Origin of the sequence: Pseudomonas sp. ABC1 (assembly GCF_013395055.1) — a bacterium.
GTDB lineage: Bacteria > Pseudomonadota > Gammaproteobacteria > Pseudomonadales > Pseudomonadaceae > Stutzerimonas.
On sequence record NZ_CP058349.1, the window covers coordinates 3,923,537 to 3,944,907 of the forward strand.

Here is a 21,371-nt window from a genome sequence, read left to right on the forward strand (position 1 = left end):
CGACGAAGGTTGCTACGAGGGTCTGGTCGGGCTCGCGGCAAATACCGAAGTGACCATAGGAAAAAGCTACAACTCCGTCGCTCCCGCGCAGGCGGGAGCCTAGGTGCGCAAGGCTAAGGCCCGCGGGCTTCTTCCTACAGTCGCCGCAGAAGATGGCTGTGCGGGTGCCAGGTGGCGGGATGGGGCCTTCGCCGCCAGGGATGGCGGCGAAGAGCTACAGGGATGTATTCACGCGTGCCCCGTCCCGCCATCTGGCATTCGCACAGGAGCGACGAACACAAGGCCACCGCGTCGTGGGCCAGGCAAAAGACGTATCGGACAGTAATGCGCGCAGGCGCGGTCTTGCTCACGGCAAGACTGCGCCTGCTTTCAGCGGGCCTGGCTGTAGAGGTTGATCAGCACCTGATCGAGCACCGCAGAGGCGCCCCAGGGGCGTGGGTGATTGAGGATGGCGACCACCGCCCAGACATCGCCGTGCTTGTCGCGGCTGTAGCCGGCGATGGCGCGGACGGTGTTGAGGGTGCCGGTCTTGATATGCGCCTGGCCGGCGACGCCGGTATTGAGCAGTCGCTTGCGCATGGTGCCGTCCCGGGCGGCGATCGGCATGGATGAGATGAACTCCGCGGCGTAGGGGCTGCGCCAGGCGTTCTGCAGCATGGCGCCAAGCTCGCGGGCGCTGACACGTTCGGCGCGCGACAGCCCTGAGCCGTTTTCCATCACCAGGTGCGGGGAGATCATCTTGTTCTTCGCCAGCCACTGGCGGATGACCCGTTGCGCCGCCTTGGCATCGTCACCGTCGGCATCGTTGCGGAAGCTGGCGCCGAGGCTCAGGAACAGTTGCCGGGCCATGGTGTTGTTACTGTACTTGTTGATGTCGCGGATGATTTCCACCAGGTCGGGCGAGAGGGCCCTGGCCAGCAGGCGGGCATCCTTCGGCACGGTGCCCAGGCGATCATGGCCCTGGACATTGCCGCCCAGTTCCTTCCAGATGGCGCGTACTGCGCCCGCCGCATAGTGTTGGTGGTCGAGCACGGAGAGGTAGGTCTGCGAGCTGCAACCGACGTGCAGCTTGCCGCTGACGACCACGGTGACTTCGCTGCCGTCGGCATTCTTGATCGGGTTGTAGACGACCTCCGGCCAGCCGGGGCATTTGGCGGCGGGCAGGCTCTGCACGCGATTGTCGATGCGTACCGTGGCGATCGGCGGTTCGACGGCGATCTCGACCTTGCCGGCATCGTTACGCGCGACGAAGCGCATGGCCTTGAGGTTGACCAGCAGCGAATCCGGCCCGACCAGGTAGGGCTTGTTGCTGTCGCCGCCGTCATCGTCGAATTGCGGCAGTTCTGGCTGGACGAAATAGTTGCGGTCGAGCACCAGGTCGCCGGTGACCTGGCGCACGCCATTCGCGCGCAGGTCCCGCAGCAGCAGCCACAGGCGCTCCATGTTCAGCTTGGGGTCGCCGCCGCCCTTGAGGTAGAGGTTGCCATTGAGGACTCCGTCCTTGAGCGGGCCGTCGGCATAGAACTCGGTGCGCCACTGATGGGTCGGGCCGAGCATCTCCAGGGCGGCGTAGGTGGTCACCAGCTTCATGGTCGAGGCCGGGTTGACCGAGACATCGGCGTTGACGATGGTCGGGGTGGCGTTGCCAGTCAGTGGCAGCATCACCAGGGAAAGCGCGGAGGACTCTATCTTGTTGCGCTTGAGCGCCTGCTCGACGGCGGCTGGCAGGGTCTGGTGGATCGGGGCGGCCAGGGTAGAAAAGGCCAGGGGGGCGGTCAGGGCACCCACTACGAGATAACGAAAAAATCTTCTCATGGTGAAAATAGTCTGTGCAGGGTGTGAAGAGGACAGGCGGCCGTCACGAATCCGCTTTTGAAGTCGGCCATTGTACGGACTATCGTGCCGCTTGAGACATCCCGTCCTGTGCTTTGATCGCCTTGTCATCGCCTAGCTGGTAGAGTGCGCGCCACCACCACCTGTAGAGAGGATGCACCCCCATGGCGACCAATCGTTCGCGTCGTTTGCGCAAGAAGCTCTGTGTCGACGAATTTCAGGAACTGGGTTTCGAGGTCAACCTGACCTATAAGGAAAATGCCGGTGACAGCGAGCGCGATGACTTCCTCTATGCCTTCCTGACTGCACTGGACGGGCTGGAACTGGGCTATGTCGGCGGTGAAGACTATGGCTTCGTCTGCCTGGCCCGTCGTGGCTCGGTCAACGATGAGCAGCGTCAGCAGGTGCAGACGTGGCTCTCCGGCCGTGGCGAACTGGCTGAGTTCACCGCCAGCCCGCTGATGGACGTCTGGTACCCGGAAAGGCCGGTCAACGTCACTGCGTGATCCCTCCAGCAGAGGCCTTCGTGCCTCTGCGCTCCCTGAGCCGGTCGAGTCCTTTTGCCACGAAGTGCATCACGACGATGACCAGCAGGCTCAGTCCCACGCCCAACGCGGCATTGATCAGCCTGATTTCCGGCAAGTGCCAGTCATTGGCCAGGGTTTCCGCCAGCAGCAGGAAGCACAAGGTCGTCTGTAGCACGAACAACCCATAGTGATTGGCCTGGAATGCCCGGCTGAGCATGATCATCGGCAGCATGATCATCACCATCAGGGGTGGGTCGGACAGGCTGTGCCCCATGTAGATCAGCGCCGTGGCTGCCGCGAGTATGCCCAGGCTGGCTTGTAGCGCCCGTAGCAGGCTGTCGCGCAGGTCCATCTGCAAGGTGGTGAATACCGCCAGTGTCAGCCAGTAGCCGCGAGGCAGTTCGGCCAGGTTGACCAGCAATCCCGCTGCCGAGCAGGCGACCAGGTAAGTCAGCGCATGCAGTCGCCACTGCCGGATCGGCGTACGCCGGGCCTGCCGGTGCAGGGTGCGGATGATGCTCATCAGGCGTGGCATGTACGGCCACATGCGCAGGCCATGCAGGCCACGCAGACCGAATGCCAGCAAGGTGACCCAGAGGCCGCCGAGGGCGAACAGCACGGCGATGGCCTGCGGGTTGTTGAAGTCGGCGATGCCGTACTGACCCTGGCCCAGGCACAGGCAGATGGCCAGGCCGATACCCAGTTTGCCCGCCTCGCTGCCGTAACGCTGCAGCCAGGCCAGTAGCAGGCCGTAGAAGGCGAACAGTCCCAGGCTGATCAGCGGATGAGGTGCGGCCCAGAAGCCGAGCCCGGCGCTGGTGGCGCCAAGAAAGATCAACAGCAGCATGCGCAGCATGCCGAAGCGGTGCAGGGGGTTGGCCTTGGCGGCCTGGAAGGCACCGACCGTCGCCCAGAGAAAGCCCGGGTGGCCGCTGAACAGGCCCAGCAGCAAGGGCAGGGCGCAACCAAGACCGGCGACCACGGCGGGGCCCCAGGCGGGGCGGCCGGGTTGCCAGTGCAGGGTCTGTCGCAGGAATCTGGGTTTCGTCTTGGCCATTGCGTTATACCGGACTGGAGCGACCAGTCATCTCTCCCGCCATTTCCGTGGCATAGCTGTCGGTCATGCCGGCAATGAAGTCGATCATGCGCAGGAAGGCTTCATAGAGCGAGCAGGTCGGCGAGGGTGCATTGTTGCCGAGAAGATCGAGAATGCGCTGGTTCTTGAAGGACAACGATTTGCCGCCATGCTGCTCCAGTGCCGCGCCGCAGAATGCATTGAGCAGAATCTCCAGGGTGGTGTAGGCGCCGATCTCGTGCAGGGTCTTGCGCTTGTCCTGAAATATCTTCTCCCGCGCCATGGCCTTGGCGCGCAGCACGCATTGCTTGGCCGGGCCATGCATATGCTCGACCAGGTCGCCGGCAAGCTCTCCGGCAAGCAGGCTGGATTGCTGGTCGACAAAAGCCTTGGCTGCCGCGTTGGTCAGGTGTTCGATGGCCTTGCCGCGCAGGATCGCCAGCTTGCGCCGGCGTGAGTCGCGTGGCCCGAGTTGGCGGTAGGTTTCCGGCAGGTCGTCGCCGACCAGACCCAACAACAGCGCTTCGACTTCCGCGTACTCGAGCAGCTCCATTTCCAGACCATCTTCCAGGTCGATCAGGCCGTAGCAGATGTCGTCGGCGGCTTCCATCAGGTACACCAGCGGGTGCCTGGCCCAGTGCTGGTCCTGCTGCAACGGCATACCCAGTTTGCTGGTGATCTGCTCGAGGATCGGCAGTTCTTTCTGATAACAGCCGAACTTGTGCTTCTTGTAGCCCAGCGCGTGCGCGTGGCGTGAAGTCCAGGGGTATTTCAGGTAGGTGCCCAGGGTGGCGTAGGTCAGCCGGGTGCCGCCGTCGAACTGGTGGTATTCCAGTTGCGTCAGCACCCGGAAGCCCTGGGCGTTGCCTTCGAAGTTGAGGAAGTCATCGCGCTGCGCATCGTCCATGTCGTCCAGCCAGCCGCGTGCGGCGGCCTGTTGGAACCAGTGACGAATGGCGTCCTCGCCGGAGTGACCGAAGGGCGGGTTGCCGATGTCGTGTGCCAGACAGGCGGATTGCACGATCATGCCGAGGTCGGCTGGGTCGCACCAGGCGGGCAGTTCGCTGCGCAATACTTCGCCGACGCGCATGCCGAGCGAGCGTCCGACGCAGCTCACTTCCAGCGAGTGGGTCAGGCGCGTGTGGATATGGTCGTTGCTGGATACCGGGTGCACCTGTGTCTTGCGCCCGAGGCGGCGAAACGCACCGGAGAAGATGATGCGGTCATGGTCCTTGTGAAAAGGACTACGGCCCGGCTCCTGGGAGCTGTGCAGCTCCTTGCCGAGGCGTTCGCGGTTGAGCAGGGTATGCCAATCCAATGACTTCTCTCCTGAGCATTCAGTATGACCGAGTATCAGAATGCCAGACTTCCATTCAGGTCACACCGGGACGTCCGCCCGTCCAGGCCGATTCTGCGGGGGTAGGTGTATGAGCGAGGCCATGCAGGCGACAGCGTGCTTCGCCTGCATGGCTTTTCTGTGCCCGTGGTCAGGAGCGCTGCTTGCGCAGCCCCTGGATGATGGGGTAAGCCGCGAGGGCGATTCTCGCCAGTTGGCCGACCCGTCCCAGGCGCCGGCCGAACAGGCCGAGCACGATCGTTGCGGCGATTGCCAGGGGTTTCCTGGAGGTCGCCTGCTCACGACGTGCCTCGACCACATTCCTCACCTGGCGCAATGGCTCCAGCAATGGGCGCGCGTTGTAGCGCAACTGCTGGCGGTTCATTTCCATGCGCAGGCGTACCAGTTCCTTGCGTGCCTGTCGTTGTGCGGCATGACTCAGTGGACGGCTCATGGCAGTAGGCGCTCCCGGTCGCGGGCGAGTTCCTGCAAGGTGGCTTCGAATGGCGTGGCACCGGCTTTCACCAGCCGTATGGCGTGCAGGATGCAAACGGCCAGCCCGATGGCATAGGCCGCGCACAGCCCGAGGATCGCCGCGATACGGTGGTCGTCCCAGAAGACGATGACGACAGCAGCCGACAGCCCCACCAGAATCAGCAGGCTGAGGATCAGGCTGATCCCGGCCAGCAGGAACAGGCGGAAGGTACGGGCCTTTTCCTCCTGGAACTCGATGCCCAGCAGTTCCAGGTGCCCTTGCAGCAAACCTGCCAGGGCACCTCCCAGTTTTTTCAGCGATGGCCCTTGTGGCGCGTCGCTGGATTGCCTTGCATCCATTCGAATTCCCCTGTCGCAGGTGTTCAGCGGCGAGTCAGCAGACCGACCAGAAAGCCCACGCCGGCAGCGATGCCGATGGATTTCCAGGGGTTGTCCTGGATGTATTGTTCGGTGTTCTGCAGGGCAGCTTGCCCTTGGTCACGCACGCTGCTCTCGGTTTCCTTGATCAGCTCGCGGGCCCGTGCGAGGTTTTCGTTGACCTTGTCGCGCAGTTCATCGCTCTGTTCGCCAGCGGTTTCCTGGGTGTACTGGAGCAGGCGCTCGGTGTCGGCGATCAGGGTGTGGAATTCGTCGATCAGTGCGCTCTGGGCGTTCTGCAGGTTGCGGCGGTGGGCTTCCTTGTCGATCAGCGGCCTGGAAGGCTCCAGTACGTCGTCGACAGCCTCTTCAACGGCCTTCTTGGCTTTGCTTGCACTTGCCTTGCTTGATTCGACAGCCATTTGCCTCTCCTCATGGTCAGTTGCGATGGGACGATCGTGTCCCACAGGGTTTCGAGCCCCGGACTGCGGCAAGGTTCCCACTGTTTGCGGGGGCGGGACAAGGGGGAATGAGGCAGGCGTGCGGCCGAAGATGGAGCAGGGAGGGCGCGCTGAAGGCTGTCGAGCAGGACGAGAGGCCGGGGCCTGTCGTCCTGCGTCGAGCGCTTTCAGCGTGCGATTGGCTTTCGCCGGAGGGATCAGTCTTCCAGGTTGCCCATGGCGGTGGTGTTGAAGCCGCCATCGACGTAGAGGATTTCACCGCTGATGCCCGAGGCGAGGTCCGAGCAGAGGAAGGCGCCGGCGTTGCCGACTTCCTCGATGGTCACGTTACGACGCAGCGGAGTCTGCTTCTCGTTGGCGGCCAGCATCTTGCGGAAGCTGGCGATGCCGCTGGCGGCCAGGGTGCGGATCGGGCCGGCGGAGATGGCGTTGACGCGGATGCCTTCCGGACCGAGGCTACCGGCCAGGTAACGTACACCGGCTTCCAGGCTGGCCTTGGCCATGCCCATGACGTTGTAGTTGGGCATGGTGCGCTCGGCACCCAGGTAGGAGAGGGTGAGGATGCTGCCGTTGCGCTCCTTCATCAGCTCGCGACCGGCCTTGGCCAGTGCGACCAGGCTGTAGGCGCTGATGTCGTGAGCGATCTTGAAGCCTTCGCGGGTGGTGACTTCGGTGAAGTCGCCGTTGAGCTGGTCACCGGGGGCGAAGCCGACCGAATGGACGATGCCGTCGAGGCCGTCCCACTTCTGTGCCAGCGCTTCGAAGACCTTGGTGATGTCTTCGTCATTGCCCACGTCGCAGGGGAAGCACAGCTCAGGATTGGAGCCCCAGCCGCTGGCGAACTCTTCGACGCGGCCCTTGAGCTTTTCATTCTGGTAGGTGAATGCCAGTTCGGCGCCTTCACGGTGCATGGCGGCGGCGATGCCCGAAGCGATGGACAGCTTGCTGGCCACGCCGACGATCAGGATGCGCTTGCCGGTAAGAAAACCCATGTGTTTATCCTTTTTCTGCTGGTTCATCTGCTGCCGGGGCCAGGAAGGCCGACTCCAGCAACTGTTGGGTGTAAGGGTGTTGCGGTGCGGCAAAGATATCGCGTGCCGCGCCCTGTTCGACTACCTGGCCCTGCTTGATCACCATGATCTGGTGACTCAGCGCCCGTACCACCGCCAGGTCATGGCTGATGAACAGGTAGGTCAGGTCGTATTTTGCCTGCAATGAGCGCAGGAGTTCGACCACTTGCCGCTGTACCGTCCGATCCAGTGCCGAGGTCGGCTCGTCCAGCAGGATCAGCGCCGGCTTCAGTACCAATGCCCGGGCGATGGCGATGCGCTGGCGCTGCCCACCGGAAAACTCGTGGGGGTAGCGGTGGCGGGTCGCCGCATCCAGGCCGACTTCCTCCAGCGCGGCGATGATCGCCCGTTCCTGTTCCTCCTCGTTGCCCATGCCGTGTATGCGCAGTCCTTCACCGACGATCTGCCCGACCGACATGCGTGGGCTGAGGCTGCCGAAGGGGTCCTGGAAGACCACCTGCATCTGCCGCCGCAGCGGGCGTACTTGTCGCTGCGACAAGCCTTGCAGCGATTGCCCCTGGAACAGAATCTCGCCCTGGCTGGCGATCAAGCGCAGGATGGCCAGGCCCAGTGTGGACTTGCCCGAGCCGCTTTCGCCGACGATGCCCAGTGTCTGCCCACGGGGCAGTTCGAAGGTTACACCGTCGACCGCCTTGATATGCCCGACAGTACGTCGCAGCAGCCCTTTGCGGATCGGGAACCAGATACGCAGGTCACGTGCCTGCAGCATCGGTGCTGCGTTCTCGACATCAACCGGCATGCCACTCGGGTCCGCGCCCAGCAGCTCACGGGTGTACGGATGCTGCGGCGATTCGAACAGCGTCTCGCAATCCGCTTCTTCGACGACGCGACCGCGCTGCATGACACATACGCGGTGGGCGATGCGGCGTACCAGGTTGAGGTCGTGGCTGATCAGCAGCAGGGCCATGCCCAGGCGCGCCTGCAATTCCTTGAGCAGTTCGAGGATTTTCAGCTGTACGGTGACGTCCAGCGCGGTGGTCGGCTCGTCGGCAATCAGCAGTTCCGGTTCATTGGCCAGGGCCATGGCGATCATCACGCGCTGGCGCTGGCCGCCCGAGAGTTCGTGGGGAAAGGCGCGAATGCGCTTGGCCGGTTCGGGAATGCCGACCAGTTCCAGCAACTCCAGGGTGCGTGCCGTGGCCGCCTTGCCGCGCAGGCCCTTGTGCAGGGCGAGCACTTCGTTGATCTGCTTGCCGATGCTGTGCAGCGGATTGAGCGAGGTCATCGGCTCCTGGAAGACCATGGCGATGCGGTTGCCGCGAATGCCGCGCATCTGCTTCTCGCTGGCGCGCAGCAGGTCCTGCCCGGCGTAGTGGATCTGCCCGGTCGGATGGCTGGCCTGGGCCGGTAGCAGGCGCAGGATCGAGTGGGCGGTGACGGACTTGCCCGAGCCGCTTTCGCCCACCAGCGCCAGGGTTTCGCCCCGTCGCAGGGTGAAGCTGACGTTCTCCACGGCCCGCTGGCCGCCGCCCTGGCCACTGTGGCTGAACTCGACCGCCAGGTCGCGTACTTCGATCAGGTTCTGGTCCATGTCATTTCCTCGGGTCGAAGGCATCGCGGGCGGCCTCGCCGATGAACACCAGCAGCGTCAGCATGATCGCCAGCACCATGAAGGCGCTGATGCCCAGCCAGGGCGCCTGCAGGTTGGCCTTGCCCTGGGCGACCAGTTCGCCCAGCGACGGCGAGCCGGCCGGCAGACCGAAGCCGAGGAAGTCCAGCGCGGTCAGGGTGCCGATGGCGCCGGTGAGGATGAAGGGCATGAAGGTCATGGTGGAGACCATCGCATTGGGCAGGATATGGCGGAACATGATGGCGCCGTTGCCCATGCCCAGCGCCCGCGCCGCGCGCACGTATTCCAGGTTGCGCCCACGCAGGAACTCGGCGCGCACCACATCCACCAGGCTCATCCAGGAGAACAGCAGCATGATCCCCAGCAGCCACCAGAAATTCGGCTGCACGAAGCTGGCGAGGATGATCAGCAGGTAGAGCACCGGCAGCGCCGACCAGATCTCCAGCAGGCGCTGGCCGAGCAGGTCGACCCAGCCGCCGTAGAAGCCTTGCAGGGCGCCGGCCACCACGCCGACCACCGAGCTGATCAGGGTCAGGGTCAGGGCGAACAGCACCGAGATACGGAAGCCGTAGATCACCCTCGCCAGCACGTCGCGGCCCTGATCGTCGGTGCCCAGCCAGTTCTCGCCCGAGGGTGGTGCAGGAGCAGGCACCTGCAGGTCGTAGTTGATGCTGGTGTAGTCGAACGGAATCGGTGGCCAGACCATCCAGCCGCCTTTCTCCTCGATCAGTTCCTGTATATAGGGGCTCTTGTAGTTGGCCTGCAACGGGAACTCGCCGCCGAAGGTGGTTTCCGCGTAGCGCTTGAACACCGGGAAATACCACTCGCCGTCGTAGCGCACCACGATCGGCTTGTCGTTGGCGATCAGCTCGGCGCCAAGGCTCAGGCCGAATAGCGCGAGGAACAGCCAGAGCGACCACCAGCCACGCTTGTGCGCCTTGAACAGGGCGAAGCGGCGCTGGTTGATGGGGGACAGTTTGATCACGGTTCAACCCTCCCGGCTGTCGAAGTCGATGCGCGGATCGATCAGGGTGTAGGCCAGGTCGCCGACCAGCTTGACCAGCAATCCGAGCAGGGTGAACAGGAACAGCGTGCCGAACACCACCGGGTAGTCGCGGTTGATCGCCGCCTCGAAGCTCATCAGGCCCAGGCCGTCGAGGGAGAAGATCACCTCGATCAGCAGCGAGCCGGTGAAGAACATGCCGATGAAGGCTGCAGGGAAGCCGGCGATGATGATCAGCATGGCGTTGCGGAACACGTGGCCATAGAGCACGCGGGTGCGGCTCAGGCCCTTGGCGCGGGCGGTGATCACGTACTGCTTGTTGATTTCGTCGAGAAAGCTGTTCTTGGTCAGCAGGGTGAGGGTGGCGAAGTTGCCGATCACCAGGGCGGTCACCGGCAGCGCCAGGTGCCAGAAGTAGTCGAGGATCTTGCCGGCGGTACTGAGGTCCTCGAAATTGTTCGAGGTCAGGCCACGCAGCGGGAACCAGTTCCAGTAGCTGCCACCGGCGAACAGCACGATCAGCAGGATGGCGAACAGGAATGCCGGGATCGCGTAGCCGACGACGATCGCCGAGCTGGTCCAGACGTCGAACGGGCTGCCGTGGCGGGTGGCCTTGGCGATACCCAGCGGGATCGACACCAGGTACATGATCAGCGTGCTCCATAACCCGAGGGAAATGGACACCGGCATCTTCTCGACGATCAGGTCGATGACCTTGGCATCGCGGAAAAAGCTCTCGCCGAAGTCCAGCCTCAGGTAGTTGGTGAGCATGATCCAGAAGCGCTCGTGGGCCGGTTTGTCGAAGCCGTAGAGGCGTTCGATCTCGGCGATCAGTTCCGGATCCAGGCCCTGGGCGCCACGGTAGTTGGCGCCGGCCGCGGCGACTTCGGAGCCACCGCCGGCAATGCGGCTGGTGGCGCCGTCGAAGCCTTCCAGCTTGGCGATGGCCTGCTCCACCGGGCCACCGGGAGCGGCCTGGATGATGAGGAAGTTGATCAGCAGGATGCCGAACAGGGTGGGAACAATCAGCAGCAGCCGACGGAAAATATAGGCCAGCATGTCATTGCTCCGCGCTGTCGGCTTCGCCGAGCTTGTCGGCCTTGGCACGCTCGTCGGCGTCTGCCTTGGCCTTGCGGGCGTCGGGTTTGCTCCACCAGGTCATCAGGCCGACGTCGTGGTCGGGGGAGATGGCCGGGTGTTGCAGGTGATTCCAGTAGGCGACGCGCCAGGTCTTGATGTGCCAGTTGGGGACGACGTAGTAGCCCCACAGCAGCACCCGGTCGAGGGCACGGGTATGGGCAACCAGCTCCTGGCGCGAATCGGCGGCGATCAGGCCATCGACGATGCGGTCGATGGCCGGGTCGCGCAGGCCGATGAAGTTGCGGCTGCCGGGGTTGTCGGCGCTCGCCGAATGCCAGAACTCACGCTGTTCGTTGCCGGGGGAGCTGGATTGCCCGAAGCCGCTGACGATCATGTCGAAATCACGTGAGCGCAGGCGGTTGATGTACTGGGAGACATCGACCCGACGGATTTCCAGTTCGATGCCGAGGTCGGCCAGGTTGCGCTTGTAGGGCAGCAGGATGCGTTCGAATTCGGTCTGGGCCAGCAGGAACTCCAGCTTCACCGGCTGGCCATTGGCGTCGAGCATGCGGTCGTTCTCGACCTTCCAGCCGGCCTCGGTGAGCAGTTGATAGGCTTCGCGCTGCTGCTCGCGGATGATGCCGTTGGCTTGTGTGGTCGGCAGGCTGAAGGTCTGCTCGAAGACTTCGTCTGGAATCTTTCCACGCAAGGGTTCCAGAATTTTCAATTCGTCCTTGCCGGGCAGGCCACTGGAGGCCAGCTCGGAATTGTCGAAGTAGCTCAGGGTGCGCGAGTAGGAGCCGTTGAACAGGTTGCGGTTGGCCCATTCGAAGTCGAACAGCAGCGTCAGGGCCTTGCGCACCTTGCGGTCTTGCAGCAGCGGCTTGCGGGTATTGAAGACGAAGCCCTGCATGCCGGTCGGGTTATGGTTTTCGATTTCGTCGCGGACGATCCGCCCGTCGGCCACTGCCGGGATCTTGTAGGCAGTCGCCCAGTTCTTCGCGCTGATCTCCAGCCAGTAGTCGAACTGCCCGGCCTTGAAGGCCTGCAGGGCCACCGAATTGTCCCGGTAGTAGTCGATGTCGACCCGGTCGAAATTGTAGAAGCCTCGGTTGACCGGCAGGTCCTTGCCCCAGTAGTCCTCGACCCGTTCATAGCTGATGGAACGTCCGGCGCGCATCTTGCCGACGCGATAGGGGCCGCTGCCGAGTGGCTCCTCCAGGTTGCCGCTGTTGAAGTCGCGTCCGGCCCACCAGTGCTTGGGCAGGACTGGCATCTGGCCGAGGATCATCGGCAGTTCGCGGTTACTGCGCTTGAAGTCGAAGCGCACTTGCAGCCTGCCTTCGGCGCGGACCTTGTCGACGTCCGCGTAATAGGCACGGTAGAACGGCTGGCCCTGGGTGGTCAGGGTCTCGAAGGTGAAGATCACGTCCTCGGCGGTGACCGGCTGGCCATCGTGGAAGCGCGCTTGTGGGTTGATGTAGAAGCGCACCCAGGTGCTGTTAGGGGCTTTCTCGATCTTCTGTGCCAGCAGACCGTAGACGCTGAGAGGCTCGTCCAGGCTGTTGGTGGTGAGGGTGTCGTAGACCAGGCTGATATCGTCCGCCGGCACGCCCTTGTTGATGAACGGATTGAGCGAGTCGAAGCTGCCGAAGCCGCTCTGGCGCAGCACGCCGCCCTTGGGCGCATCGGGGTTGACATAGTCGAAGTGCTGGAAGCCCGCCGGGTACTTGGGCGGCTCGTCGTACAGTGTCAGTGCGTGACGCGGGCCGGCCTGCAATGGGCCGCCGAGGCAGGCGAGGGCGATCAGGCCAAGGCCTGCGAGAAATCCATGCCGATTGCGTTGGGTCATTGTGCCGTCTCCAGGTCTTTCAGCCACCAGGCACGCAACCCGAGCGTATAGGGCGGGGTGGTGACATGGGCGAAGCGGTTTCGATAGGCCAGGCGGTGATGATCGATGTACCAGTTGGGAATGCTGTAGTGGTTCCACAGCAGGACGCGGTCGATGGCGCGGGTGGCGGCGATCTGTTCGTCACGTGTACGGGCCGCCAGGAGCTTCTGCAACAGTTCGTCGATGACCGGGTTCTTGATGCCGGCGTAGTTGCGTCCGCCTTTCACGTCCGCCTGGCTGGAGTGGAAGTACAGCCACTGCTCCATGCCGGGGCTCAGGCTCTGCGGCAGCGTCATCAGGATCATGTCGAAGTCGTACTGGTCCAGGCGCTGCTTGTACTGGGCGCTGTCCACGCTGCGTACCCTGGCCTGTATGCCGATGCGCGAGAGGCTTTCCACGTAGGGCTGGAGAATGCGTTCCAGGCGCGGATTGACCAGCAGTATCTCGAAGCGTAGCGGTTGCCCCTGGGCGTTCTCCAGGCGTTCTCCGGTCGGTCGGAAGCCGGCCTTGCCCAGCAGGGACAGGGCGCGGCGCATGTTCTCCCGGGGAATGCCGCGCCCTTCGGTGTGCGGCAGGGTGAAGGCCTGGCTGAACAGTGCCTTGGGCAATTGCTTGCGATGGGGCGAGAGCAACAGCCACTCGGCGCCGCGTGGTGTGCCGGTGGCGGCGAAGTCGCTGTTGGGGTAGTAGCTTCCGCTGCGCTGGTAGGCGTCGTAGAACAGCGCGCGGTTGGTCCACTGGAAGTCGAACATCAGTCCCAGTGCTTCGCGAACGCGGGTGTCGTTGAACGCCGCGCGGCGGGTGTTCATGAACAGTGTCTGCACCGGCGTGGGAATCTGGTGCGGGATTTCCGCCCGTATCACGTCGCCACGCAGCACGGCGGGGAACTGGTAGGAACTGGACCAGTTCTTCGCCTGGTTCTCCAGGAAGATATCGAAAGCGCCGACCTTGAAGGCTTCGAAGGCCACGGTGTTGTCGCGGTAGAACTCGACCTCGACCCGGTCGAAATTGTATTTGCCGCGGTTGACCGGGAGGTCGGTGCCCCACCAGTCCTTCACCCGTTCGAAGACGACTCTCCGTCCCGGTTGCACCTGCGTGATGCGGTAAGGGCCGCTGCCCAACGGCGCTTCGAAGGTGGTGGCCTTGAAGTCGCGGTCTTTCCAGTAGTGCTGCGGCAATACCGGTAATTCGCCCAGGCGCATCAGCAGCAGGCCGTTGTCCGGAGCATCGAAGACGAAGCGGATGCGGTGCCGGCCGAGGATATCGACCCGCTTCACACCCTTGAGGTTGGTGCGGTACTGCGGATGCCCGTCGCGGATGAGTGTGCGGTAGGAGAAGGCCACGTCATAGGCGGTGATCGGGATGCCGTCATGGAAACGCGCCGACTTGCGCAGGTTGAAGACCACCCAACTGCGATTCTCGGCGTATTCGACCGAGCGGGCGATCAGCCCATAGCTGGAAGCCGGTTCATCCCCGGAGGGGTCGTAGATGCCGGTGCCAGCCATCAGTGGCTCGTTGAACTCGTTGATGCCGTACTGGGTGAAGCTGGCAGTCGCGCTCGGGCTGATGCCCTTGAAGGTATAGGGATTGAGCGTATCGAAGGTGCCCGTGGCCATCAGGCGAACCGTGCCGCCCTTGGGTGCCTGCGCGTTCACCCAGGCGAAATGGGTGAAGTTCGCTGGATATTTGAGCGTGCCGAACTGAGCGTAGCCATGGCTTTCATGGGGGGCGGCGAGAGCGCCGAAGCTGGCGCTGAGGCAGAGCAGCAGGAGGACGATTGGGTGCACGATCCGTGGAGCACTCGGAGTCTGACGGTCGATTACAGTAACAGCTTGTATTGCCGGGAAAAAGCTCGCCTCAGTGCGCCAGTGCCGGGCAGGGCCTGCACTGGCGCGCCATGAGGGCTTATCTGGCGAGGTACAGGGTCAGGGTCTGGCCGGGTTTGAGGGCGGCGGTCTGCTGGGGGTTCCAGTTCTTGAGGTGGTTGATTCGAATGTTGAAGCGCTTGGCGATCCGGTGGAGGGAGTCGCCTGGCTTGACCTGGTAATAGGTCGGTGTGCGCTGCCCATTGGCCCGGATGCCAGTACCGTTGTCCTGCAAATGCAGGGTCTGGCCGACTTTCAGACTGCTGCCTGACAGGTTGTTCCAGCGTTGCAGGTCACGCACGGATACGCGTTGTGATTTGGCGATGTCCCAGAGGTTGTCTCCGGTCTTTACGCGGTAGCTGCGTGGTGCCGGCGAGTGTTTGACGACATGCAGGGATTGCCCGTCGGCGCCGGGGATATTGAGTGTCTGGCCAATGCGCAGTCGATCATGGGGCAGGCGATTGATGTCGCGTATGACCGAGACGGACAGGCTGTGACGGTTGGCGATGGAGCCCAGGGTGTCGCCGGCGCGCACTTTGTATTGCTGCCACTGTACCGGCTCCTGGGGCTTCATCAGCGCCAGGTTGGCCATCAGCATTTCCGCCTTCTCCGAGGGAACCAGCAATTGCTGTGGGCCGTCCTGGGTGATGCGGCGGGTGAAGGCCGGGTTGAGTTGGTAGATTTCGTCTTCGTCGAGCTCGGCCAGTTTTGCGATCTGCGACAGCGCCACCGGCTGCTTCAGGGCAATCGCCTCGAAGTAGGGCTCGTTGGCGATGGGGTTCAGGTTGATGCCGTAGGCTTGTGGTGCCAGCACCAGTTGCGACAGCGCCAGTAATTTGGGCACGTAGTCGCGTGTCTCCTGGGGCAGTGACAGGTTCCAGTAGTCCGTCGGTAGTCCCAGTTTCTGGTTGCGCTCGATGGCCCGGCTCACGGTGCCTTCGCCGGCATTGTAGGCCGCCAGTGCCAGCAGCCAGTCGCCGTTGAACAGGCTGTGCAGGTAGTTCATGTAGCGCAGGGCGGCATGGGTCGAGGCTGTGATGTCGCGGCGACCGTCGTACCAGTTGGTCTGGCGCAGGTTGAAGTTGCGCCCGGTGGACGGGATGAACTGCCAGAGGCCAACGGCCTGTGAAGGCGAATAGGCGAAGGGGTCGTAGGCGCTCTCGATGATGGGCAGGAGCGCCAGTTCCAGTGGCATTTCCTGCTCTTCCAGACGCTCGACGATGTAGTGGATATAAGGAGCGCCACGGACGCTGGCGGCCTCGATGCTTTTGGCGCGGCCAGCGAAATACAGCCGCTGCTGTTCGATGCGTGGATTGTTGTCCAGGTGTTCCTGAAGTCGGAAGCCCTCGCGCACTCGTGCCCAGATATCCTGTGGCGTCTGCGTTTCCTCGGGTGCTTGCATCAGCCAGACATCTTCCTGGGGGATGATCTGCATGACAGCCGCCGGCTCACGTACAGGCTGGACGTGCTCGGTCGGTACCGTGGTCTGGTTCTGGCAGCCTGCCAGGGCGACGGCGAACAGGAGGGCGAGTGCTCTGCCAGAGGCTGCCAAGGCGTCTGGAGTCGAGCTTTTGAGGGCATTTGAAAGCATTGGCTGGAAAAAATCCCTGGGGCAAAATTGGTGGGATTCTAAAAATGCCTCTATCAGGGGTCAAGCTCGATGGTGTCGCAGCATGCTATGCGCGGCTCCGGACAAAGGTGATTCGGTTAATGAATGCTTCGAGGAAATGGCTGGTTCTTGGGGTGATATCCAGCGCTTTGCTGCTGATCGTCATCGATATGACCGTGCTGTACACGGCCCTGCCAAGGCTGACCCATGACCTGGGCGCTTCGGCCTCCCAGAAGTTATGGATAGTCAATATCTATGGATTGGTGGTGTCAGGTCTTCTGCTGGGTATGGGGGCGCTAGGGGATCGTTTTGGCCACAAGCGGCTCTTCATCAGTGGGCTGGTGGTGTTCGGCGTGGCGTCGCTGTGGGCGGCCTATTCGGCATCACCTGCCATGCTGATTGTTGCCCGAGCCTTGTTGGCGGTCGGCGCGGCGATGATGATGCCGGCCACGCTTTCGATCATCCGGTTGACGTTCGAGGACGAGCGTGAGCGCGCCCTGGCCATTGGCGTCTGGGCCTCGGTGGCATCCGGTGGAGCTGCCCTCGGGCCGTTGCTGGGCGGACTGCTGCTGGAGTACTTCTGGTGGGGCTCGGTATTCCTGATCAACGTGCCCATCGTACTGGTGGCGCTGCCGCTGGGCATGGCGTTGATTGCCGTGGAGCCGGTGAAGGGCGACAGGGTCTGGGACTGGCGTGGTTCATTGCAGATCATGTTCGGGCTGATTGCGGTTGCATTCGCCATCAAGGAACTGGCCAGGCGTGAGGCTTCGGTGCTCGGGGCGCTGGTGGCCTTGCTGCTTGGCGTGGGTCTGATCCACTGGTTCGTGCGCCGGCAACGGCGTAGCCATGATCCGATGATCGATTTCTCGATTTTTTCCAACCGCCGATTTTCCTCGGCGGTGATCGCGGCGCTGGTTGCGGCAGCGGCATTGATCGGCATGGAGCTGGCTTTCACGCAGCGGTTGCAGCTCGTGCTGGGCATGTCTCCGCTGCAAGCGGGGCTGTTCATGCTGCCTTTACCGCTGGGGGCGTTCGTCGCGGGGCCTCTGGCGGGATGGTTTCTGCCGCGTGTGGGGGCGGAGCGCTTGCTGGTGGCCGCGCTGTTGCTCTCGGGCGTGGCGATGCTGGCTTATCTGTTTGGCTATGATGCTCATCGTGGGTTGCAAGTCTTCTACCTGGCCGTGCTGGGCGTCGGGCTGGGGGCCGTGATGACTGCGGCCTCCAGCACCATCATGCAGTCGGTTCCCGCGTCGAGGGCTGGCATGGCGGCTTCTATAGAGGAGGTGTCCTATGAGCTGGGCGGTGCGATCGGCGTTACCTTGATGGGGAGCGTCCTGACTGCCGTCTATGGGTTGGCGCTGGTTCTGCCCCAGGGCGCCGAGTTGCCTGCGATGGTGCGTGACAGCCTGGATGAGGCGATGCTGGCTGCGGAGGGATTGACGCCGGAGTCTGCGGAGGCACTGGTTGTTGCGGGCAAACAGGCGTTCGACCTTGCCTTTGCGACGGTTCTGGCATTGTCCGCCGCTCTGCTGCTTGGGGCGGGTGCTTTCATTCGCGTTGGCTGGGCGCGCGGGAACAATGCTTTTCGCGAATAAAACAAAAAACCCCGCTGGCAATCGCCAGCGGGGTTCAATGTTTGGTTGCGGGAGCCGGATTTGAACCGACGACCTTCGGGTTATGAGCCCGACGAGCTACCAGACTGCTCCATCCCGCGTCTGTGGCGCGCATTCTACAGCCTGACGTTCCTCTGTCAATCAGAAACTTGCACGGTGTTTGCATGTGTTTTTTTGCGTGCATAAAAAAACCGGCCATTGGCCGGTTTTTCAGGTTCCATTTCACTGGAATGGTATTTGGTCGGAGAGACAGGATTCGAACCTGCGACCTTCTCGTCCCGAACGAGACGCGCTACCAAGCTGCGCTACACTCCGAAGGTGGCGCGCATTCTACCTGTTTTTTCTGGCAGGGCAAGGTCTGCGCATGGGTTTTCTCTGTCGAGTCAGAGGTCACGTACGGTGCGAACCCGGTCCTTGTTGACCTTGCCAGAGCTGCCGTCAAGCAATTGGTATTCGTAGAAACCTGCGTCCTCATCGTAGCTCGGGCGGTCCAAGGTCTGGATTTCCCGGCCGTCATCCAGCGTGATGACGCTGGGTGTGGAGCAGCCGGCCAATGCCAGGCTGGCTGCGATCATCAACATTGCCGGTAGCTGCAGGAAGCGCATGATGGATTTCCTTTTTCAGGGGGAGGTGTCGATTGTGACGGGGCGCTTCTCGTTAAGTTCCCGCTGTCGTCGCTGTGGAACTGTAGGGTGGGTGGTGCGTCTTATTGTGCGGTGGTTGTCACCTGGGGTGGCGGCTGGCTAATTCAACAAGAAGGAGAGTCCCATCATGTTCCAGTCCATGTTCATGAAGCGTATCGCTGCGATAGTGGCTGCATTGCATTTCATGCTGTTCGCCCAGGTGCCGCTTGCTCAGGCGGCCATGATCGGGACGCCCGAAGTTATCGTCGAGCAACAGCAGCGAGTCGATCAGCAGCAGTTGCTCGGCATGCTGGATGACGAAGCGGTCAAGCAGAAGCTCGAGTCCATGGGTGTGGACCGGCAGCAGGTCGAGAATCGCATCAACAGCCTTACCCCGGCTGAGCTGGCGCAGTTCAATCAGCAGTTGGATCAGGCGCCCGCCGGTGCGGGTGTGCTGGGTGTGATCGTGCTGTTTCTGGTGATCTTCATCATCACTGACATGCTGTGTGCGACCAACATCTTCAACTTCGTCAAATGCATCAATCGCTGATCCGTTCGCTGTCGCTGCTTTTCCTGTTTGGCCTGCTCGGGGCTTGCGCGCGCGTTCCGGTCATTCCGGTCGATAGCCTGGATCTGCCTCGGCAGGCCGAACTGGTCGATGTGCCTTTTTTCGCCCAGGACGAATACCAGTGCGGCCCGGCGGCGCTGGCCACCGTGCTGGTTCAGCGTGGTGTCGATACCAGTGCGCAGGCGTTGGTCGATAGCGTCTATATCCCGGGGCGCAAGGGCAGCCTGCAGGTGGAGATAGTGGCTGCGGCGCGAGCCCATGGGCTGCTGGTCTACCCAGTGGGCGGGCGATTGGAGGCTGTGCTGGCGGAAGTCGCTGCGGGCAATCCTGTACTGGTCTTGCAGAATCTGGGCTTCGATCAGTGGCCTCTATGGCACTTTGCCGTGGTGGTTGGGTATGACCTGGAGCGTCAGGAAGTGATTCTGCGCTCCGGGACGACTGAGCGGCAGGTCGATGATTTTCGCTCGTTCCTTCGCAGTTGGCACAAGGGCGGGCGCTGGGCTGCGGTGACGCAGATGCCGGACAGTTTGCCTGCTACCGCCGAGTTGATGCCGTGGCTGGCTGCTGCCAGTGACCTTGAGCTGGTGGGGCAGCAGCCAGCTGCGCGTCTGGCTTATGAGCGTGCGGCCGAGCGCTGGGATTCTCCATTGCCCTGGTTCGCGTTGGGCAACAGTCTTCATTCCTCGGGTGATCTGCCAGGTGCGGAGCAGGCATTTCGCAAGAGTGTCGGCAAGGATTCCAGCTTTGCGGCTGCGTGGTTCAATTTGTCCCACGCGCTGGTTGAGAGTGGATGCGCTACTGAAGCATCCATGGCGCTTGCCTGCTCGCGCAAGCTGGCACCAGATGATCGGCGATTGGATGGTGACTTGCCTTCGTCGGTGGGGCATTTGCGCGGGCAGTGCCAGGCATTGCCGGATTGTCCTTGAATGAGGTGTTGACGTTTGCTTGGTCGGTTCGTGCTGCCGGGCCTATTTCTGATGGGATGGGCCCGGCATCTTTCGGTTAACTAAAAACCCAGGCGGTCGCGCAGGCTGTAGTACATCGCACCGAGCGCGCTGAGCGGCACCCTCAGGCTGTGTCCTCCCGGGAATGGGTAGTGTGGCAGGCTGGCGAATGCATCGAAGCGTTCAGCCTGTCCGCGCAGTGCTTCCGCCAGTACCTTTCCGGCGATATGGGTGTAGGTCACGCCGTGTCCGCTGCAGCCCTGGGAGTAATAGATGTTGCTGCCAATGCGGCCGACCTGCGGCAGGCGCGACAGGGTCAGAAGGAAGTTGCCTGTCCATGAGTAGTCGATGCGGACGTTCTCCAGTTGCGGGAAGGTCTTGAGCATCTTGGGGCGAATGATCGCCTGGATATCGGCAGGGTCGCGGGCGCCGTAGACCACTCCACCGCCATAGATCAGGCGCTTGTCGGCTGACAGGCGATAGTAGTCGAGCAGGTAGTTGCAGTCCTCGATGCAGTAGTCCTGTGGAATGAGTCCGGCGGCTTGCTCTTTGCTGAGTGGTTCGGTCGCGATGACTTGTGTGCCGCAGGGCATCGACTTTGCGGTCAGTTCGGGTAGCAGATTGCCCAGGTAAGCATTTCCTGCAACCACGACGAAGCTGGCCTTCACTTTCCCTTCGAGGGTGTGGACGGTCGGATTTTCGCCGCGTTCGATTCTGATTGCCGGGCTCTGCTCGTAAATCACGCCTCCAAGAGACTCCACTGCGGCTGCCTCGCCCAGGGCAAGGTTGAGGGGGTGAATATGCCCGCCGCCCAGGTCCAGCATTCCACCTATATAGCGCTCGCTTGCCACGGCGTTGCGTATCGCCTTGGCGTCCAGCAATTCCAGTCGGTCATATCCATAGCGAGCCCAGAGGTTCTTCTGTGCTTCCAGGTGCCTGAGCTGTTTGTTGGTGATGGCGGCGAAGATGCCGCCGTTCTTGAGGTCGCAGTCGATGTTGTAGCGCGAGATGCGCTCGCGAATGATCTGGCCACCTTCGAACGCCATGGCGCCGATCAGTTCTGCGTGCCGGCTGGAGGCGCAGCGCTCTATGGTGTCCAGGTCGCGGCTATAGCTGTTGACGATCTGTCCGCCATTGCGCCCGGAAGCGCCGAAGCCGACGCGAGCGCTCTCCAGTACGACCACCTTGAAGCCCTGTTCGAGTAGAAAGAGGGCTGTCGACAGTCCGGTATAGCCTGCGCCTATCACACAGACGTCAGTTTGCAGTTCGCCCTCAAGAGGTGGGCGTGCCGGGGATGGATTGGCCGAAGCGGCATAGTAGGAGGCTGGATAGTCGGTGTACGGCATGATGAACCCCTGTTCCGGATACGCGATACAGACTCTGTTGCGCTGAAAGGCGCGGGCATGGATGGGCGTTTTTTGTGGGCTCTC

At 62.6% G+C, this 21,371-nt stretch carries 19 protein-coding genes and 2 tRNA genes; 4 read left to right on the top strand and 17 right to left on the bottom strand.

The window, feature by feature from the left end; translation table 11 throughout:
- Positions 1–369: 369 nt before the first annotated feature.
- Positions 370–1,815 carry a D-alanyl-D-alanine carboxypeptidase/D-alanyl-D-alanine-endopeptidase gene (gene dacB, locus HW090_RS17285; protein ID WP_179114688.1) on the bottom strand — a complete coding sequence of 482 codons (1,446 nt, stop codon included), beginning with the start codon at positions 1,813–1,815 and terminating at the stop codon, positions 370–372.
- 182 nt (positions 1,816–1,997) lie between these two features.
- Here dacB and HW090_RS17290 point away from each other — a divergent pair, with 182 nt between their 5' ends.
- Positions 1,998–2,339, top strand: coding sequence for a YggL family protein (locus HW090_RS17290; protein WP_179114689.1), 342 nt, complete (start codon positions 1,998–2,000; stop codon positions 2,337–2,339).
- Here HW090_RS17290 and HW090_RS17295 read toward each other — a convergent pair.
- The 12 genes from HW090_RS17295 to HW090_RS17350 form a co-directional block, all read right to left on the bottom strand.
- Positions 2,329–3,417 carry an FUSC family protein gene (locus HW090_RS17295; protein WP_179114690.1) on the bottom strand — a complete coding sequence of 363 codons (1,089 nt, stop codon included), beginning with the start codon at positions 3,415–3,417 and terminating at the stop codon, positions 2,329–2,331. The two genes, HW090_RS17290 and HW090_RS17295, sit on opposite strands and share 11 nt — an antisense overlap.
- A gap of 4 nt (positions 3,418–3,421) precedes the next feature.
- A complete protein-coding gene (locus tag HW090_RS17300) occupies positions 3,422–4,753 on the bottom strand; it encodes a deoxyguanosinetriphosphate triphosphohydrolase (RefSeq protein WP_179114691.1) in 1,332 nt (443 codons plus the stop codon).
- Positions 4,754–4,922: 169 nt separating this feature from the next.
- The gene (locus HW090_RS17305) at positions 4,923–5,225 is read right to left on the bottom strand and encodes a hypothetical protein (RefSeq protein ID WP_179114692.1); all 303 of its coding nucleotides are present in this window, start codon (positions 5,223–5,225) and stop codon (positions 4,923–4,925) included.
- Positions 5,222–5,605 (bottom strand): phage holin family protein, encoded by a 384-nt coding sequence (locus HW090_RS17310; protein ID WP_179114693.1) that lies wholly within the window; start codon positions 5,603–5,605, stop codon positions 5,222–5,224. Before HW090_RS17310 ends, HW090_RS17305 begins: the two co-directional genes overlap by 4 nt.
- Before the next feature lie 23 nt (positions 5,606–5,628).
- Positions 5,629–6,045 (bottom strand): YqjD family protein, encoded by a 417-nt coding sequence (locus HW090_RS17315; protein WP_179114694.1) that lies wholly within the window; start codon positions 6,043–6,045, stop codon positions 5,629–5,631.
- Between the two features lie 236 nt (positions 6,046–6,281).
- A complete protein-coding gene (gene fabI / locus HW090_RS17320) occupies positions 6,282–7,076 on the bottom strand; it encodes an enoyl-ACP reductase FabI (RefSeq protein ID WP_179114695.1) in 795 nt (264 codons plus the stop codon).
- 4 nt (positions 7,077–7,080) lie between these two features.
- Positions 7,081–8,706: an ABC transporter ATP-binding protein gene (locus tag HW090_RS17325; protein WP_179114696.1), complete on the bottom strand. Its 1,626-nt coding sequence runs from the start codon at positions 8,704–8,706 to the stop codon at positions 7,081–7,083.
- Position 8,707: 1 nt separating this feature from the next.
- Entirely contained in the window at positions 8,708–9,727 is a 1,020-nt protein-coding gene (locus HW090_RS17330; protein ID WP_179114953.1) for an ABC transporter permease, read from the bottom strand.
- Between the two features lie 6 nt (positions 9,728–9,733).
- Entirely contained in the window at positions 9,734–10,807 is a 1,074-nt protein-coding gene (locus tag HW090_RS17335; RefSeq protein ID WP_179114697.1) for a microcin C ABC transporter permease YejB, read from the bottom strand.
- 1 nt (position 10,808) lies between these two features.
- Entirely contained in the window at positions 10,809–12,680 is a 1,872-nt protein-coding gene (locus HW090_RS17340) for an extracellular solute-binding protein (protein ID WP_179114698.1), read from the bottom strand.
- Positions 12,677–14,506, bottom strand: coding sequence for an extracellular solute-binding protein (locus tag HW090_RS17345; protein ID WP_179114699.1), 1,830 nt, complete (start codon positions 14,504–14,506; stop codon positions 12,677–12,679). The genes HW090_RS17340 and HW090_RS17345 overlap by 4 nt, the downstream gene beginning before the upstream one ends.
- A 118-nt stretch (positions 14,507–14,624) precedes the next feature.
- Complete coding sequence (locus HW090_RS17350) at positions 14,625–16,175, bottom strand: LysM peptidoglycan-binding domain-containing protein (protein ID WP_179114700.1); 1,551 nt, start codon at positions 16,173–16,175, stop codon at positions 14,625–14,627.
- 119 nt (positions 16,176–16,294) lie between these two features.
- On the opposite strand from HW090_RS17350, the gene HW090_RS17355 reads away from it, so the two are divergent.
- A complete protein-coding gene (locus tag HW090_RS17355) occupies positions 16,295–17,788 on the top strand; it encodes an MFS transporter (protein WP_179114954.1) in 1,494 nt (497 codons plus the stop codon).
- A gap of 42 nt (positions 17,789–17,830) precedes the next feature.
- Here the strand turns inward: HW090_RS17355 and HW090_RS17360 are convergent.
- The 3 genes from HW090_RS17360 to HW090_RS17370 all read right to left on the bottom strand — a co-directional run bounded on the left by HW090_RS17360 (position 17,831) and on the right by HW090_RS17370 (position 18,411).
- A tRNA-Met gene (locus tag HW090_RS17360) sits at positions 17,831–17,907 on the bottom strand.
- 137 nt (positions 17,908–18,044) lie between these two features.
- Positions 18,045–18,121: transfer RNA gene (locus HW090_RS17365), tRNA-Pro, on the bottom strand.
- A 68-nt stretch (positions 18,122–18,189) separates the two neighbouring features.
- On the bottom strand, positions 18,190–18,411 hold the full coding sequence (locus tag HW090_RS17370) for a YgdI/YgdR family lipoprotein (protein WP_179114701.1): 222 nt from the start codon (positions 18,409–18,411) through the stop codon (positions 18,190–18,192).
- Between the two features lie 166 nt (positions 18,412–18,577).
- Here HW090_RS17370 and HW090_RS17375 point away from each other — a divergent pair, with 166 nt between their 5' ends.
- Positions 18,578–18,979 (top strand): PA2779 family protein, encoded by a 402-nt coding sequence (locus HW090_RS17375; protein WP_179114702.1) that lies wholly within the window; start codon positions 18,578–18,580, stop codon positions 18,977–18,979.
- Positions 18,964–19,923: a PA2778 family cysteine peptidase gene (locus HW090_RS17380; RefSeq protein ID WP_373416354.1), complete on the top strand. Its 960-nt coding sequence runs from the start codon at positions 18,964–18,966 to the stop codon at positions 19,921–19,923. The genes HW090_RS17375 and HW090_RS17380 overlap by 16 nt, the downstream gene beginning before the upstream one ends.
- An 80-nt stretch (positions 19,924–20,003) precedes the next feature.
- Here HW090_RS17380 and HW090_RS17385 read toward each other — a convergent pair whose 3' ends face one another.
- The gene (locus HW090_RS17385) at positions 20,004–21,287 is read right to left on the bottom strand and encodes an FAD-binding oxidoreductase (protein ID WP_179114703.1); all 1,284 of its coding nucleotides are present in this window, start codon (positions 21,285–21,287) and stop codon (positions 20,004–20,006) included.
- Positions 21,288–21,371 lie beyond the last annotated feature (84 nt).